The organism is Pseudomonas aegrilactucae (genome assembly GCF_019168305.1).
GTDB lineage: Bacteria > Pseudomonadota > Gammaproteobacteria > Pseudomonadales > Pseudomonadaceae > Aquipseudomonas > Aquipseudomonas aegrilactucae.
This window is the reverse complement of record NZ_JAHTBI010000021.1, coordinates 30428-47555: the sequence shown is the minus strand read 5'-3', so window position 1 is coordinate 47555 and position 17128 is coordinate 30428. Positions and strand designations below refer to the sequence as shown.

The 17128-nt window shown below is 65.0% G+C and carries 13 protein-coding genes; 8 read left to right on the top strand and 5 right to left on the bottom strand.

All coding sequences use genetic code 11. The features are described 5' to 3' along the window. Positions 1-395: 395 nt before the first annotated feature. Positions 396-1592 (top strand): HPP family protein, encoded by a 1197-nt coding sequence (locus KUO17_RS07205; protein WP_217974598.1) that lies wholly within the window; start codon positions 396-398, stop codon positions 1590-1592. Here KUO17_RS07205 and KUO17_RS07200 read toward each other — a convergent pair. Both KUO17_RS07200 and KUO17_RS07195 read right to left on the bottom strand, forming a co-directional pair. Beyond that, positions 1533-2396 (bottom strand): LysR family transcriptional regulator, encoded by an 864-nt coding sequence (locus KUO17_RS07200; RefSeq protein WP_217974596.1) that lies wholly within the window; start codon positions 2394-2396, stop codon positions 1533-1535. The two genes, KUO17_RS07205 and KUO17_RS07200, sit on opposite strands and share 60 nt — an antisense overlap. 60 nt (positions 2397-2456) lie before the next feature. Beyond that, positions 2457-2966 (bottom strand): Lrp/AsnC family transcriptional regulator, encoded by a 510-nt coding sequence (locus KUO17_RS07195; protein WP_217974594.1) that lies wholly within the window; start codon positions 2964-2966, stop codon positions 2457-2459. A gap of 123 nt (positions 2967-3089) precedes the next feature. Between KUO17_RS07195 and KUO17_RS07190 the strand changes: the two genes are divergently transcribed. From KUO17_RS07190 to KUO17_RS07165, 6 genes are all read left to right on the top strand, one after another. Beyond that, positions 3090-4124, top strand: a complete 1035-nt coding sequence (locus KUO17_RS07190) for a histone deacetylase family protein (RefSeq protein WP_217974593.1) — start codon at positions 3090-3092, stop codon at positions 4122-4124. Between the two features lie 98 nt (positions 4125-4222). Beyond that, positions 4223-5623 (top strand): amino acid permease, encoded by a 1401-nt coding sequence (locus KUO17_RS07185; RefSeq protein ID WP_217974592.1) that lies wholly within the window; start codon positions 4223-4225, stop codon positions 5621-5623. A 52-nt stretch (positions 5624-5675) separates the two neighbouring features. Continuing rightward, positions 5676-6620, top strand: coding sequence for a LysR family transcriptional regulator (locus tag KUO17_RS07180; RefSeq protein WP_217974591.1), 945 nt, complete (start codon positions 5676-5678; stop codon positions 6618-6620). An 82-nt stretch (positions 6621-6702) separates the two neighbouring features. Continuing rightward, positions 6703-8124 carry a DOPA decarboxylase gene (locus tag KUO17_RS07175; protein ID WP_217974590.1) on the top strand — a complete coding sequence of 474 codons (1422 nt, stop codon included), beginning with the start codon at positions 6703-6705 and terminating at the stop codon, positions 8122-8124. Between the two features lie 225 nt (positions 8125-8349). Further along, complete coding sequence (locus tag KUO17_RS07170; protein WP_217974589.1) at positions 8350-9519, top strand: p-hydroxyphenylacetate 3-hydroxylase oxygenase component; 1170 nt, start codon at positions 8350-8352, stop codon at positions 9517-9519. Positions 9520-9581: 62 nt separating this feature from the next. Then, complete coding sequence (locus KUO17_RS07165; protein WP_217974587.1) at positions 9582-10526, top strand: p-hydroxyphenylacetate 3-hydroxylase reductase component; 945 nt, start codon at positions 9582-9584, stop codon at positions 10524-10526. 13 nt (positions 10527-10539) lie between these two features. On the opposite strand, the gene KUO17_RS07160 is transcribed toward KUO17_RS07165, so the two are convergent. Continuing rightward, positions 10540-10929: a VOC family protein gene (locus KUO17_RS07160; protein WP_217974585.1), complete on the bottom strand. Its 390-nt coding sequence runs from the start codon at positions 10927-10929 to the stop codon at positions 10540-10542. Positions 10930-10964: 35 nt separating this feature from the next. Then, a complete protein-coding gene (locus KUO17_RS07155; RefSeq protein WP_217974584.1) occupies positions 10965-12902 on the bottom strand; it encodes a DNA topoisomerase III in 1938 nt (645 codons plus the stop codon). Positions 12903-13100: 198 nt separating this feature from the next. Between KUO17_RS07155 and KUO17_RS07150 the strand changes: the two genes are divergently transcribed. Continuing rightward, the gene (locus KUO17_RS07150) at positions 13101-15527 is read left to right on the top strand and encodes a TonB-dependent receptor (RefSeq protein ID WP_217974582.1); all 2427 of its coding nucleotides are present in this window, start codon (positions 13101-13103) and stop codon (positions 15525-15527) included. A 148-nt stretch (positions 15528-15675) separates the two neighbouring features. Here the strand turns inward: KUO17_RS07150 and KUO17_RS07145 are convergent, their stop codons facing one another. Beyond that, positions 15676-16956 carry a bifunctional O-acetylhomoserine aminocarboxypropyltransferase/cysteine synthase gene (locus KUO17_RS07145; RefSeq protein WP_217974581.1) on the bottom strand — a complete coding sequence of 427 codons (1281 nt, stop codon included), beginning with the start codon at positions 16954-16956 and terminating at the stop codon, positions 15676-15678. Between the last annotated feature and the right edge of the window lie 172 nt (positions 16957-17128).

Sequence of the window (17128 nt, the reverse complement as noted above, 5' to 3'; positions counted from 1 at the left end):
GCGGCGCTTCGCTGGCAAGCCAGCTCCCACATTTGCTTAAACGCACCATGGCCTGTGAGATTCGAGTTGTCAGCCTTGGTGGCCCGGCGACAGATCCCGGCGTGGCCACCAGGCGCCAGTCAATACATCTCCTGCGACCTCAAGATCGAGCGCCGCTAGCCTTGTTTGACCCACTTCAACTCTCGCCAAGGCATCCAACCAGCAAAATTATTGCAGTCAGGCTGCATTTTTTTGCATTGGAGTCACGCCACGCTTTTGTTCAGACTGCGCGCATCCGCAAACCCTGCCGGTTTCCATCTCCAGGGACGGAGCCCTTTGCGTATTGCCCCCTCGCGATACAAAGCCCCTTCGTCTTGAACGGGCTTATTTTCTTTCCACAGGTAACCGGTTTTCCCATGCCTACCCGTAGTCTGAATACCTGGCTCGACCGCTTCATCCCCGCCGCATTGCATATCCCACCCAAGGAATGGCTGCGTGCCGGCCTCGGGGCGGTACTCGGTCTGCTGCTGGCCGGCGGGCTGTGCAGCCTGGCGTTCGGCAACGCAGTGACGCTGCACCTGATGGCGCCACTGGCCGCCTCGGCCGTGCTGCTGTTCGGTGTGTCCTCCGGCGCACTCTCTCAACCCTGGCCGCTGCTGGGCAGCTACGGCTGCGCCATGCTGGTCGGGCTGGGCCTGCACCATTGGCTCGGGGCCAGCCTGGCCGTGGTGTGCATGGCACTGGTGCTGGTGGTGCTGCTGATGTGTCTGCTGCGCTGCCTGCACCCGCCAGGCGCGGCACTGGCCGTGAGCCTGGCACTGGCCGACCCGTCGCTGGCCAGCATGGGCATGCAGGTGATCGAGCCCGTACTGCTCAACGCACTCTGCCTGCTGCTGGTCGCGGTGGTGTACAACCGCCTGACCGGCGTGCGCTACCCGAAGATCGTGGCACCGCGCAAAGACCTGCATCACACCCAGGACGCACCCGTCAGCGAACGGATAGGCGTCAGCGCCGGTGACCTGGACATGGCCCTGGACGAACTGGGTGAGTTCGTCGACGTCACCCGCGACGACCTGGAACGCATCATCCTGGCCACCGAGCGGCATGCCTTGCAACGCAGCCTGGGCGGCATGACCGCTGCGCGGGTGATGTCGCGCGATGTGCAGCTCGCAAGCACTGCCACCACCCTTGAGCAGGCGTGGGCGCTGTTGGCCAACCATCGGCTCAAGGCCTTGCCGGTCGTGGACCAGGCACGCAAGCTGGTGGGCATCGTCAGCCTCAGCGACCTGATGGCCCCGGCCATGGCAGCACGCCGTTTCAGCTGGCGGTCGCTGTTCGGCAAACGCCGCCCGGTACTGCTTGAGCAGGTCATGACCCACCCGGTACGCAGTGTCGACAGCGATGAACCTGCCGTGGCGCTGATCCCGCTGCTGTGCGATCAGGGCCTGCATTGCCTGCCTGTACTGGAGGCTGGCGCGTTGGTGGGCGTGATCACCCAGACCGACCTGATCGGTGCCCTGCACCGGCAATTGCTGCAACGCGAACAGGCCGGCCTAGATGAGCGGGTCCCAGCGCTGGGACCAGTCGCATTCCCCCGCGACCACGCCGCGTAGCAGGCTGAAGGCCTGCTGCAACGCCGCCGAGTCGCGCTCGCGGGCATACACCAGGTAGGTCGGGTAGGTGAACTCGGGGGCATGTGGCACCCGTTCGAGCACGCCGTTGTCCAGGTAGCTCTGCACCACACGTGTGCGGAAATAGCCGCTGCCGCCATGTTCGAGGATGTACTGCAGGGCCAGCGGGCCGAGGTTGAAACTCAGCGCCGGGCGGGCGCACTCGGGTAGCGCGATGTCATGCTGGCGGCGGAAGGCTTCACCCCAGTCGATGTAGATGTAGGGTTCGGGCTGGCTCACGCGGCGTACCCGCACCAGCTTCTCTTCCAGCAGTTGCTCTACCTGAAGCCCCGGGCCATAGGCCGGCTGGTACACCAGCACCGCATCCAGCACACCCATCTCCAGCTTGCGCAGCAACGTCTCGCTGTCACCCACTTCGCTGCGGATCGCATGGCTGGGCACCTCCTGGTGCAGCACCCTTACCCAGTCCAGCACCAGCGGGTTGCACAGGCTGACCTCGCCGCCGATGTGCAGCACCTGATGACACCCCTCCGGCAAGGGCAGGTCACGACGCGCCGCCTCCCAGGTGTGCACCAGCTGGTTGGCATAGGCCACGAACCCTTCGCCGTCGGCGGTCAGGCTGGCGCCGCTGCGGCTGCGCACGAACAGCTGGCAGCCGAGCAACTGCTCGAGTTTCTGCACCCGCGCGCTGATGGCGGTCTGGGTCACGTGCAGGCGTTCGGCGGCGGCGACCAGGCTGCCGCTGCGCACGATTTCGATAAAGGTACGCGCCAGGTCGATATCCATGGGGGCCTCGTGTTCAACAAGCGCTCATTCTAGAGCTTTCGTCGTCTGCGCGCTGGCCGATCAGTCGTGTTCGTGCCGGCTTGGCGCAGGTATTGCGATACGGTGGGTGGCCTTGACCTCGCGCAGGGCCAGGCTCGACTGGATCGAGGCGATGCCCAGTTGGCGGCGCAATACCCCCTCGACAAAATCGCTGTAGCTGTCCAGGTCCTGCGCCAGCACCTGCAGCAGGTAGTCGGCGTCGCCGGTGATCTTGTGGCAGGCAATTACCTCGGGCAGGGTGTTGATCACCGCCTCGAACGCCTCGGGGGTATGGTCGGTGTGGGTCGAGAAGCGGATATGCACGAAGGCCATGATGTTCAGCCCCAGCAGGCGTCGGTCGAGGTTGGCCTGGTAGTCCTGGATCACGCCTGCCTCTTCCAGGCGCCGGCGCCTGCGCCAGCACGGCGTAAGGCTCAGCGACAGCCGCTCGCTGAGTTCGGCATTGGAGATGCTGGCGTCGGCCTGCAGCAGCGCAAGGATGGCGCGGTCGGTATCGTCGAGAACAATGCGTTTGGATATTTTTTTCGACATGCTGATATCTCGGGGTAAAACTGACTCAAAAAGCTATCACGGACAGAAGAAATAGCAAAAAAAGATCACGAGCTCCGGAATAGGCTATTTGCACACCCACACTGTGCAAAGACGAGCCTTTCCATGCTGACCATCTTTAGCGAGTCCCACCGTTTGCATCACGGCACCGAGTTGAAGGACGGCGTACTCAAGCCGTCCTTCGAGCAGCCCAGCCGCGCTGACACCGTCTGCCGGCGGGTCATGAGCGAAGGGTTGGGCGACATCATCGCGCCGCGCCGCTTCGACCGTGCCTGCTACGTCAACGCGCACAGCGAGCGCTACGTCGCCTTCCTGGAGTCGGCCTGGGACCAGTGGAGCGCCATTGGCCGCAGCCACGACGCGCTGCCGCTGGTGTGGCCGGTGCGCGACCTGGCCAATGACCAGGTGCCCGACTTCATCGACGGCAAGCTGGGCTTTTTCGCCATGGATGCCGGCGCACCGATCACCGCCAGCACCTGGCAGGCGGTGAAGACCAGCGCCGACATCGCCCTGACCGGCCTGGCCCTGCTCGACGAAGGCCAGCACAGCGCGTTCGCCCTGTGCCGGCCACCGGGGCACCACGCCGCGCGTGAATACATGGGCGGCTATTGCTACCTGAACAATGCCGCGATCGCCGCGCAGCAGGCGATTACCCAGGGTGCCAGGCGCGTGGCGGTGCTGGATGTGGATTTCCATCACGGCAACGGCACCCAGAACATCTTCTACGACCGCGCCGATGTGCTGTTCGTGTCCCTGCATGGCGAGCCGGCAGTGTCCTACCCGTATTTCAGCGGCTTTGCCGATGAGCGCGGCGCCGGCGCCGGGGAGGGCATGAACCTCAATTACCCACTGCCCAAGCACACGCGCTGGGCCCAGTACCAGGCCGCCCTGGTGGATGCCTGCCAGCGTCTGCGCGCGTTCGGGCCAGAGGTGCTGGTGATTTCGCTTGGGGTGGACACCTTCAAGGACGACCCGATCAGCCACTTCCTGCTCGAGAGTGATGACTATTTCGGTATCGGCGAGGCGATAGCGGCCGTTGGCGTCCCGACCCTGTTCGTGATGGAGGGCGGCTACATGGTCGACGAGATCGGCATCAACGCGGTCAACGTGCTGCAGGGCTTCGAAGGCAAAACCCGCTGAACCCACGGCTGGCTGCAGGCCAGCCGTACCCCACATGACAAGATCGTTCTTCCCATTGCTGCCTCAACTCCAGAACACAAAAACCAAGAGGTTGAGTTATGAATTCTTCCGTGCGTGACGCCGCGTCATCGCCTCAGTTGCAACGTACCCTGAGCAACCGCCACATCCAGTTGATCTCGATTGGCGGTGCCATCGGTACAGGGCTGTTCATGGGCTCGGGCAAGATCATCGCCCTGTCCGGTACCTCGATCCTGCTGATCTACATGATCATCGGTTTCTTCCTGTATTTCGTCATGCGGGCCATGGGTGAACTGTTGCTGTCCAACCTGCAGTTCAAGTCATTCGCAGACTTTGCGGGTGCCTACATCGGCCCGCGCGCCGCATTTTTCCTGGGCTGGTCGTACTGGCTGAGCTGGTGCGTGGCGGTGGTGGGGGACGCCGTGGTGGTGGGCGGCTTCTTCCAGCACTGGTATCCCGACCTGCCGGCCTGGGGGCCGGCGATCGGCATGATGATCACCTTGTTCGCCCTGAACGTGCTCACGGTGCGCCTGTTTGGCGAAGTGGAGTTCTGGTTTGCCATCGTCAAGATCATCGCCGTGCTGGCGTTGATTGCGGTGAGTGGTGTACTGATCGCGACTTCGTTCGTTTCACCTACCGGGGTCACGGCCTCGCTGGGGCACCTGTTCGAAGCCAAGGCGGCGTTCCCGAATGGCCTGATGGGGTTCTTCGCGGGCTTTCAGATCGCGATCTTCTCGTTCGCCGGCACTGAGCTGGTGGGCACCACGGCCGCCGAAACCCGCTCGCCCGAAAAGGTCCTGCCCAAGGCGATCAATGCGATCCCGCTGCGCATCATCCTGTTCTACGTGGTGTCGCTGGCGTGCATCATCGCGGTGACGTCGTGGCAGCAGGTGTCGCCCAGCAAGAGCCCATTCGTGGAGCTGTTTCTGGTGGCCGGCTTTCCAGCGGCGGCAGGTATCGTCAACTTCGTCGTGCTGACCTCGGCCGCATCGTCGGCCAACAGCGGGGTGTTCTCCACCAGCCGCATGCTGTTCGGCCTGGCCCGCCAGGGCAATGCCCCCGCGCGCCTGGGCCGCCTGTCGCGCCACAGCGTGCCGGTGGCGAGCCTGGCATTTTCGACCGTGCTGATGTTGCTGGGGGTGTTGCTGCTGTTCATCTTCCCGGAAGTGATGACGGTGTTCACCATCGTCTCGACCATTTCGGCCATCCTGGTGATCTTCACCTGGTCGACGATACTGGTGTCGTATATCTGCTACCGCAAGGCGCGACCTGACCTGCATGCGCAGTCGCGCTACAAGATGCCGGGCGGTGTGGCGATGGCCTGGGCGACCCTGGGGTTCCTGGCGTTCGTGCTGTCGCTGCTGGCGCTCAGGCCGGACACCCGGTTGGCCTTGTGCGTGATGCCGTTGTGGTTCGTCGGCCTGGCCATTGCCTACCAGCGCACCCGGGGCAGGGCGCAGCGTGCGGTGGCGGCGCTGTAAAAACCTGGAAAAACCCCTTAGCCTTGGGCCTTCATCCGTGCCGGAGCCCGCCGTGAACCCCACCTTTGCCTCGTTGAGCCTGGCGCACCTGCACGCCCTCGATACGCTGCTGCAGTTGAAGAACCTCAGCCATGCCGCCCAGCGGCTGGGCAGCAGCCAGTCGGTACTCAGTCGGCAACTGGCGCACATGCGTCAGGCCTTCGGCGACCCGTTGCTGGTGCGTCAGGGCCGTGGCTATGTATTGAGTGAGCAGGCCCAGGCGCTGGTGGGGCCATTGCGCCAGGTGCTGGAGGACCTGGAGGCATTGCGCCAACCGGGCACCTTCAGCCCGCAACGCTGCGAGCGGCGCTTCTGCCTGGCGGCTTCCGACTATATCGCCGAGCACATGCTGCCGCTGCTGGTGAGCCGCCTGGCCGAGTTGGCACCGGGCGTTTCGCTGGAGTACCGCAGTTGGTCGCCCGACCAGTTCGAGCGCCTGGCCAGTGGCGAAATCGACCTGGCCACGACCCTGTTCGACCACGCCCCGGCCAACCTGCACGGGCGCATGCTCGGCGAGGACCGTGCGGTGTGCCTGATGCACCGTGACCACCCGCTGGCGCAGTGCGCCGAACTGAGCCAGGACGATTATCGCGCCTGGGGGCATGTGCGCATTTCCGGTGGCGGCGACAAGGACAGCTTCATCGACCAGCACTTGCGTGCCCAGGGGCTGAGCCGGCGCATCACCCTGCAGGTGCCGTTCTTTGCGGCGGCGGTGCAGGTGGTCTGCGCCAGTCAGGCGCTGGTGACAGTGCCGGAACATATCGCCCGCCAGCTCAGCCGCCTGCACCCGGTGGTATGGCGCCCGCTGGGGTTTGTCGAGCGCACCCAGCGCTACTGGGTGGTGTGGCACCAACGTTTGCAGGCGTCGGCCGAGCATCGCTGGTTTCGCGCGCTGGTGTTCGAGCTGTGGCAGCAGTCGCAGTTCGGTGTGACCGGCAACTATGTGGATTCGCCATAGCAGCTATGCGCCGCGTGGCGTATTTCACGGTTCAAGCAGCGCCTAGACTCGGTGGCAGTGCAACCACCACAGGAGCAAGCGCGTGAGCCCAGAAGAATTTCGCCAGCAGGGTCATCGACTGATCGACCGTATCGCCGACTACCGCAGCAGTGTCGCCAGCCGGCCGGTGATGGCGCAGGTCGCACCGGGCTACCTGAAGAACGCCTTGCCGCCGGCAGCGCCGCAGCAGGGCGAAGCGTTCGAGCAGATCCTGGCAGATGTCGACCAGTTGGTGATGCCGGGCCTGTCACATTGGCAGCACCCGGATTTTTTCGGCTACTTCCCCTCCAACGGTACCCTGTCCTCGGTGCTGGGTGATTTTCTCAGTACCGGCCTGGGCGTGCTGGGCTTGTCCTGGCAGTCGAGCCCGGCGTTGAGCGAACTGGAAGAGACCACGGTGGACTGGCTGCGCCAGATGGTCGGCCTGTCCGGCGCCTGGAGCGGCGTGATCCAGGACACCGCGTCGAGCAGCACCCTGGTAGCGCTGATCTGTGCCCGCGAGCGCGCCAGCGACTATGCGCTGGTCAAGGGTGGCCTGCAGGGCCTGGCCAAACCGCTGATGATCTACACCAGCGCCCAGGCCCACAGCTCGGTGGACAAGGCCGCCTTGCTGGCCGGTTTCGGCAAGCACAACATTCGCTACATCGAGGTCGACGAAGCCTTCGCCATGCGCCCCGAGGCCCTGGCCGCAGCGATCGAACAGGACCTGGCGGCCGGGTTGCAGCCGTGTGCGGTGGTTGCCACCACCGGCACCACGACCACCACGGCACTGGACCCGCTGGCGCCGATCGGGCGGATTGCCCGCGCCCATGGGCTGTGGCTGCATGTCGACTCGGCCATGGCCGGTTCGGCGATGATCCTGCCGGAGTGCCGCTGGATGTGGGAGGGCATCGAGCAGGCCGACTCCATCGTGGTCAATGCGCACAAGTGGCTGGGCGTGGCGTTCGACTGCTCGCTGTATTTCGTGCGCGACCCGCAGCACCTGATCCGCGTGATGAGCACCAACCCCAGCTACCTGCAGTCGGCGGTCGACAGCGAGGTGAAGAACCTGCGTGACTGGGGCATCCCGTTGGGGCGCCGGTTCCGTGCGCTGAAGCTGTGGTTCATGGTGCGCAGCGAAGGGGTGGAGGGTTTGCAGCAGCGTCTGCGGCGCGACCTGGACAACGCACGCTGGCTGGCCGAGCAGGTGAGTGGTGCGGCGCAGTGGGAGGTGCTGGCGCCGGTGCACCTGCAGACCTTGTGCATTCGTCATCAGCCGGGCGGGCTGGAAGGTGATGCGCTGGACCAGCACACGCGGGCCTGGGCGGATCGCTTGAATGCCTCGGGGGCGGCGTATGTGACCCCGGCCACCTTGAACGGTGAGTGGATGGTGCGGGTGTCGGTGGGCGCATTGCCGACCGAGCGCGAGCATGTGGCACGGCTGTGGGCGCGGTTGCAGGAGGTCGTTCAGGTACAGCCCCGCTGACGCCTTCGCTGGCAAGCCCGCTCCCACAGTGCTTTGTGTAGACTGCATGACCTGTGGGAGCTGGCTTGCCAGCGAAGAGGCCCTCAAGGCCCATGAAAAGTACAATCTTGCCTCTGGAAGGTGCATTTTCCCGTCGCCTTGCCCCTCCCATACTGGCCCTGCATCCAGCGCTGACTGCCTTTGTCGCAGCCCGGCGCGGACATCCAATAATAAGCAGGGCCACCCATGAAAAAGCCAAACCCGCTGCTTGAAGACCTCAAGCCACTGTTGCCGATCATCGCCGCCAACGCCGCCCGCGCCGAGCAGGAACGCCAGGTCCCCGCCGAGAATATCGCCCTGCTCAAGGGCATCGGCCTGCACCGCGCCTTCCAGCCCCAGGCCTACGGCGGCATGGAGATACCGCTGCCCGCATTCGCCGATTGCATCGCCTTGCTGGCCGGCGCCTGCGCCAGCACCGCCTGGGCCATGAGCCTGCTGTGCACCCACAGCCATCAGTTGGCGATGTTCCCGGCGCGCTTGCAGGAAGAGATCTGGGGGCGTGACCGCAATGCCACTGCCAGCAGCAGCATCGCCCCCTTCGGGCGTGTCGAGGAAGTCGAAGGCGGCCTGCTGTTCAGCGGCGAAATGGGTTGGAGCAGCGGCAGTGACCATGCCGAATGGGCCATCGTCGGCTGCCGTCGCACCAATGCCGAAGGTGGCCAGGACTATTGCTTCGCCGTGCTGCCGCGCAGCGACTACCAGATCCGTGACGACTGGCACGCCGCCGGCATGAAGGGCAGTGGTACCAAGACCCTGCTCATCGACAACGCCTTCGTGCCCGAGTACCGCATCCAGAAAGCCAAGGACATGATGGAAGGCAAGTCGGCCGGCTTCGGCCTGTACCCGGATAGCAAGGTATTCTATTCGCCTTACCGCCCCTACTTTGCCAGCGGCTTCTCCACGGTCAGCCTGGGCATTGCCGAACGCATGCTCGAGGCGTTCCGCGAAAAGACCCGCACCCGCGTGCGCGCCTATACCGGTGCCGCAGTGGGGGCGGCCACCCCGGCGCTGATGCGCCTGGCCGAATCGACCCATCAGGTGGCTGCTGCCCGCGCCTTCCTGGAGAAAACCTGGCAGGAGCATGCCGAACACAGCGAACGCCACCAGTACCCGAGCCGCGAGACCCTGGCGTTCTGGCGCACCAACCAGGGCTACGCGGTAAAGATGTGCATCCAGGCCGTGGACCGCCTGTTCGACGCCGCGGGCGGCACCGCCTGGTTCGAGTCCAACGAGATGCAGCGCCTGTGGCGTGATGCGCACATGACCGGCGCACATGCCTACACCGACTACGACGTGTGCACCCAGATCCTCGGCCGTGAGCTGATGGGCCTGGAACCCGACCCGAGCATGGTCTGAACCACGCGGTCCTCACATAACAACAACGTACGGCTGCCCTGGCGGCGGCCGGGGAGTCTTGCATGTCTGATCAACCCCTGACGGGCTTCGACAGTCGCGCGTTTCGTCGCGCCCTGGGCAACTTCGCCACCGGCGTCACCGTGGTCACGGCCGCCGATGCGGCCGGCAACAAGGTCGGCGTCACGGCCAACAGTTTCAACTCTGTCTCGCTTGACCCGCCGTTGATTCTCTGGAGCCTGGACAAACGCTCCAGCAGCCTGGAGGTGTTCCAGGCGGCCAGCCACTTTGCGGTAAACATACTGGCGGCCGACCAGATCGAGCTGTCGAACAACTTCGCCAAACCCAGGGACGATCGCTTCGTCGGTATCGAGTACCGCGCGGGTGAGGGCGGGGCGCCGCTGCTGGCCGATTGCTCGGCGAGTTTCCAGTGCCTGACGCACAAGTTGATCGATGGGGGGGACCACTGGATCCTGCTGGGCAAGGTGGTTGCCTTCGAAGACGGTGGACGTTCGCCCTTGCTCTATCATCAGGGTGCGTACTCCATGGTGCTGCCGCACACCCGCATGACCCGCCGTGAAGAAGGCCAGGCGCCGAGCAGCCACTTCCAGGGACGCCTGAGCCACAACCTGTACTACCTGATGACCCAGGCGTTGCGTGCCTATCAGGCCAGCTATCAGCCCAGGCAACTGTCCAGTGGCCTGCGCACCAGCGAGGCACGCATGCTGATGGTGCTGGAGAACGATGCAGGGTTGAACCTGGCCGATTTGCAGCGGGAGGTGGCGATGTCGGCGCGCGAGATCGACGAGGCGGTGGCCAACCTCAAGCGCAAGGGCCTGGTATGTGACAGCGAGGCGGCGGGGCATGTGCGCCTGAGCGTGGCGGGCATCGACCAGACCGAGGCCTTGTGGACGATTGCCCGCGAGCAGCAGGACGCGGTATTTGCAGCCTTCAGTGACGAGCAGATCGAGACGTTCAAGGCGGTGCTCAAGGCCGTGATCCGCGCTTGAGCGAAGCGCCAGATCAATTCATCGGCGAGCACAGCTCCACCAGCACACCGGCCGGGCAGCGTACGTAGGAGACGGTCTGCCCCCAGGGCTTGGTTTCGGGTGCCTTGAGTTCGGTGGCACCGTTGACCAGTGCCTCGGCGTGGGCGGCTGCCACGGTGTCGGTCACCAGGGCGATTTCCATGCCCAGTGGGCGCTGGCTGTCGCTGGCCGCGACAAAACCCTCCGGGAAGTTGCTGTTGCCCAGTTCCAGCGAGGCGAACGCCAGGGTCGTCGGGCCGGTGTCCAGCTCGCCATAGTCGCCGGACTCGTGCAAGAAGCGCCGGGTCAAACCGAAGGCGTTCTCGAAAAAGCTCAGCGATGCCTCGACATCGGGTACATAGACGATCGTGTAGCCCAGTTTCATGAACAGTCCTTTGTCAGTAGGTAAAGGTGTGAAGGCTAACCCTTTTTCGCCTTGGGCGCCCGTGGCCGCTTGGCCGCCCCGGTACTCTTGCGCTTCTTCTTCCACGGTGCGCCGCCACGCCCGGCAGGCGCCGCAGGCCCGGCAATACTCAGGCTCATGCCCGAGCAGCGTTGCACCTGCTTGCTCATCCAGGCCGATTGCTTGGCAACGAAGTCTTCCAGGCTCATCTCGCCGCTCTGCACCATGTCCAGCGCCTGCTCCCAGATTGCCGTGGTGCCCGGGTCGGCAATCGCCCGGGGTACCGCGTCGATCAGGCTGAACGCGGCGGGGGTGGCCGACAGCGCCTTGCCCTGCTTGACCAGGTAACCCCGGTCGAGCAGGCCCTGGATGATCCCGGCGCGGGTCGCCTCGGTGCCGATCCCGGTGGTGTCCTTGAGCTTCTGCTTCAGGCGCGGGTCGTCCACCAGCTTGGCCACGTTCTTCATGGCCTTGATCAGGTCGCCCTCGGTGAAGGGCTTGGGCGGCTGGGTCCACAGGTCTTTCAGGTTGACCCCGGCCACCTCGCACCGTTGCCCTTGCTGCAATGCCGGCAGCACTTGTGCCACCGGGGCCTCACGGCCCTTGGGCGGTGTCAGCGCCTCGGGCAGTGCCCGCCGCCAGCCTGGCTCGACGATCTGCTTGCCCACCGCGCGCAGGGCCTGCCCGGCGCAGTCGAAATCGGCCTGTGTGCGGTCGTATTCGTGGTTGGGCAGGAACTGCGCCAGGTAGCGGGCGCGGATCAGCACGTACACCGCCTTGTGCTTGGGCGGCAGGCGCGACGGGTCGACGGCGGCAGCGGTGGGGATGATGCCGTGGTGGGCGCTGACCTTGGCGTCGTTCCAGGCGCGTGAACGGCGTTGCGCCTGCAGGTGCGGCTGCAGCGGCGCCAGGCTCGGGTCGCTGCGCCCCAGCGCGGCCAGAATGGCCGGCGCTTCGGCATGCTGGCTAAGGGGCAGATAACCGCAGTCGCTGCGCGGGTAGGTGATGACCTTGTGGGTTTCATACAGGGCCTGGGCGATGTCGAGGGTTTCCTGTGCGCCCAGGCCGTACTTTTTCGAGCACAGCTCCTGCAGGGTGCCAAGGTCGAAGGGCAATGGCGCCGCTTCACGTACCCGGTCGGTGGCAAGGGTCAGCAACTGCGCCGTGCCTGCGGCCTGCATGGCCGCCGCGGCCTGCTGGGCGAAGGGCTGGTTCAGGCAGCGCCCCTGGTCGTCGCACAGCTCGTCCGGGGCGCGCCATTGCGCGGTGAACAGGCTGCCGGCACTGCCCAGCTGCACCTCGATGGCCCAGAAGGCCACGGGCACGAAGTCGGCGATGCTGCGGTCGCGATCCACCACCAGGCGCAGGGTCGGGGTTTGCACGCGGCCCACTGGCAGCACGCCCTGATAGCCGGACTGGCGGCCCAGCAGGGTGAACAGCCGGCTCATGTTCATGCCGATCAGCCAGTCGGCCCGCGAACGCCCCAGCGCCGAGTGGTACAGGTTGAAGGTGTCGGCGCCCGGGCGCAGTGCCGCCAGTGCCTTGCGGATAGAGGCGTCGTCCAGCGCCGACAGCCACAGGCGCTGGACAGGCCCGCGATAGCGGCAATGCTCCATCAGCTCGCGTGCGATCATCTCGCCTTCGCGGTCGGCGTCGGTGGCGATCACCAGCTCGGCAGCTTCGCCCAGCAGGCGCTTGACTGCCTTGAACTGGCTGGCGGTTCTGGGTTTGACCTGCATTTTCCACTGTGCCGGAATGATCGGCAGGTCGGCCAGTGCCCAGCGCTTGTAGCGGGCATCGTAGGCATCGGGCGGGGCGGTCTCGAGCAGGTGACCGATGCACCAGGTGACGGTGACGCCCGTGCCGACCCAGCAGCCATCGCCGCGTCGGGTGGCGCCGAGGACCTTGGCGATGTCCTTGGCCTGGGAGGGTTTTTCGCAGAGGTACAGGCGCATGCCGTGAGGGCTTCTTCATCAGGCTTGGATGGGCGCTAGCATGCGCAGGAAGCGCAAGGCAGGCAAGTTTTATCTGTATGGATATACAGATAAATGTGACGTGGCGGGGTGCCCTGCAAGAAAACGCGAAAAAAGCCTGTCCCCTTTTTGCCGCTCGCTTGTCATCAGGAACACGTGAACCTAACAGAGAGTGCACCAATGCCCGTACTGACCCGCCAGCGGACCCGCCTGGCGTCTTCGCTGTCCCGCCCAACCCTGTGCCTGAGCCTGTTGCTCGCGGCCGGCTCGTTGACGCCCGTGGTGGTTTTCGCCGAAACCGCGCAACGCCTGTACAACGTGCCTGCCGGTGACCTGGGCAGTAGCCTCACGCGCTTCGCGGGCCAGGCCGGGGTGAGCATTTCGGTAGACCCTGCCTTGGTCAGTGGCCGCCGCAGCCCGGGCCTTGCCGGCAGCTACAGCGTCGAAGGTGGTTTTACCGGGTTGCTGCAAGGCAGTGGCCTGCAGCTGTTGCCGGTGGGCGATGGCGCCTACACCCTGGTGCCGGCACCGCAGGATGCCTCGACCCTTGAAATCGCCCCCACCAGCATCACCGGTGCGCGCACCGCGCCGCTGGATGCCGACAGCGAGCATTACGCCGGTGGGCAAGTGGCGCGGCGTGGTTCGCAGGGCCTGCTCGGCTCGCGTGACTTCATGGAAACCCCGTTCAGCATGACCACCTACACCAGTGCGGCGGTCAAGAACCAGCAGGCGCGCACCCTGGGCGACCTGATTGCCAGCGACCCGTCGGTACGCGCAACCAACCCGGCCGGCGGGCGTTTCGAGCAGTTCACCATCCGCGGCTTCAGCCTGTTCAACAGCGATGTGTCGTACAACGGCCTGTTCGGCATCCTGCCGACCTATTCGATCGACATGGAAATGGCCGATCGAGTGGATGTGATCAAGGGGCCCGGCCAGTTGATCAACGGCATCTCGCCGCGCGGCAGCGTGGGTGGTGGTATCAACGTGGTGCCCAAGCGCGCCGGCGACACGCCACTCACCGAGCTGACCGCCAACTATGCCTCGGCGGGCCAGGCGGGTGGGGCGGTGGACATCGGCCGCCGATTTGGCGACGAGAACCAGTTCGGCGTGCGTTTCAACGGTGCGAAGCAGGGCGGTGATACCGAGTGGGAGCATCAGCGCGTGGAGCGCGAGATGGCCGTGCTGGGCCTGGATTTTCGCGGTGAGCGGGTGCGCCTTTCCGCTGACATGGGGCACACCGAGCGCGACACCGACGCGCCGCAGGAGCGCGTACTGGTGGGCGCCAGCGCCAAGGTGCCGGACGCCGAGCGCGTGCACCACAACTACGCCCAGCCGTGGAGCAAGGCACGCACCCACGATACCTTTGGCGCGCTCAAGGGCGAGTTCGACGTGAGTGACGCGCTCATGCTGTACGGTGCGGTGGGGGCGCGCAAAAGCAGCTATGACTTCCTGCGCCACAATGTCTCGATCTCCAATGATGCGGGCGACTTCACCGTACAGCCGCGGGTATTCACCCGTGACGAGGATGTGCGCACCGCTGCCGCCGGTGTGCGCAGCTGGTTTGCTACCGGGCCGGTCAGCCATGAGGTCAACCTGGCGGCCAGCTACTTTTCCCTCGACTTCGAAAACGGCGGCGCGCGCTACGCCAGTGGGCTCAGCAACCTGTACAACCCGGTACGGATACCGGCTCCAGGCGCGCCCACGCGTGATGATGGGAAGGACTACACCGAGAACCGCTTCAGCGGCGTGGCGTTGTCCGACACCCTGGGCTTTGCCGATGACCGCCTGCTGCTGACCCTGGGGGCGCGCTGGCAGCGGGTCGAGGTCGATGACTGGAGCGATGGCATCAAGGGCGCCACCGCCTACGACGAAGAGAAGGTCTCGCCGTCGGGTGGCATCCTGTACAAGGTGACCGATCAGTTGTCGGTGTATGCCAACTATATGGAGGGTTTGAGCCAGGGCAAGATCGCGCCGTCGACCTCGATCAACGAAGACCAGATATTTGCGCCTTTCGTCAGTCGCCAGGTCGAGGTGGGAGCCAAGTATGACCTGGGCACCTTTGCCCTGACCGCCAGCGCGTTCCGTATCAGGCAGCCGGCTTACGAGACCAATGCAGGCACGCGGGTGTTCGGCCCCAACGGCAAGCGCGAGAACCGGGGTGTGGAGTTGAGCATGTTCGGCGAACCATTGCAGGGTGTGCGCCTGCTGGGGGGCGTGATGTTCATCGACAGCGAGCTGACCGGCACCACCGGTGGCGTCTATGACGGCAACCGTGCTCCGGCCACGCCTGAGTACAACGTCAATCTGGGTGCCGAATGGGACGTGCCGGGGATGCAGGGGCTGACCTTGACCGGGCGCGGTATCCATTCCAGCTCGCAGTACCTGGACCAGGCCAACAGCAAGCAGGTCGACAGCTGGGAGCGCTATGACGTGGGCGCGCGTTATGCGTTCAAGGTCGAGGGCAAGGAGGTTACCGTGCGTGCCAGTGTCGAGAACGTGCTGGATGACCGTTACTGGAGTTCGGCAGGGGCGCCGGATGACAGCGAGCCGGGTTTGACCTTGGCTACGCCGCGTACGTACCTGGTGTCGGCGACGGTCGGGTTTTGATGGGGGGATTTAACAGGGGGCTGTCGCTGAACAAACAAGGCTGACAACGCCGATCCTGCAGGCCATTGCACACGCCGGCCTTGCCGGCCAAGCGCCGCCCGCGCTTGACCGGCAAGGCGGCGTGTGTCTTCAGATCGCTCGGGTGCCGTTACGCACCACGCGACGCCTCCAGCGCCTGCGCCAGATCAGCCAGAATATCTTCACTGTGCTCGATACCGATCGACAAACGTACCATGTCACGCGGCACACCCGCCTTCTCCAGCTCTTCGTCATTCAACTGGCGATGGGTGGTAGACGCCGGGTGACAGGCCAGCGACTTGGCATCGCCAATGTTCACCAGGCGCACCACCAGCTTCAACGCATCGATGAAGCGCGCCCCAGCTTCTTGCCCACCCTTGATCCCGAACGACAGGATCGATGCCGGCTTGCCCTCTGTGTAACGCAGCGCCAGCTCATGCTCGGGATGATCAGGCAGCCCGGCATACTTCACCCACGCCACCTGTTCGTGGCCCTTGAGGTAGTTCGCCACCTTCAAGGCATTCTCGGTATGGCGCTCCATGCGCAAGGCCAAGGTTTCCAACCCCTGCAGAATAAGGAATGCATTGAACGGCGACAGCGCCGCACCGGTGTTGCGCAGCGGCACCACGCGGCAACGCCCGATGAATGCCGCCGGGCCGAACGCTTCGGTGTAGGTCACGCCGTGGTAGGACGGGTCGGGGGTGTTGAGCAGGGCAAAACGCTGCTTGTGCTCAGCCCACGGGAAGGTGCCCGAATCGATCACGATGCCACCGATGCTGGTGCCGTGCCCGCCGATGTACTTGGTCAGCGAATGCACCACCACGTCGGCACCATGCTCGAACGGCCGGCACAGGATCGGCGTGGCCACGGTGTTGTCGACGATCAGCGGCACGCCATGGCGGTGCGCAGCATCGGCCAGCGCACGCAGGTCGACGATGTTGCCGGCCGGGTTGCCGATCGACTCGCAGAACACCGCCTTGGTCTTGTCATCGATCAACGCTTCAAGCGCTGCAATGTCGTCATGCGCGGCAAAGCGGGTCTGGATGCCATAGCGCGGCAGGGTATGCGCCAGCAGGTTGTAGGTGCCGCCATACAGCTTGGCCACCGAGACGATGTTGTCGCCGGCCTCGGCCACGGTCTGGATCGCGTAGGTGATGGCCGCCATGCCCGAGGCCACCGCCAGCGCACCGACACCGCCCTCGAGGGCGGCCATACGCTGCTCCAGCACATCGTTGGTCGGGTTCATGATGCGGCTGTAGATGTTGCCCGCCACCTTCAGGTCGAACAGGTCGGCCCCATGCTGGGTGTCATCGAAGGCAAACGAGGTGGTCTGGTAGATCGGCACCGCAACCGCTTTGGTGGTAGGGTCGGGGCTGAAGCCCGCGTGGATCGCCAAGGTTTCCAGCTTCATGGGGCAGTCGTTCCTTGAAAGTCATGGGGAACCGGAGCATGCGCGGCGAGCCAAGGCAGGGTCAAGCCTTGTACCGCTGGCTGCTCGCACAGGCGAATTGCGCTAAGCTGGCCAGCCGTTCTCAACCCGTGTTCCCCCACGCCCTGGCCCTGCGCCACCGGGCGACGCCCTG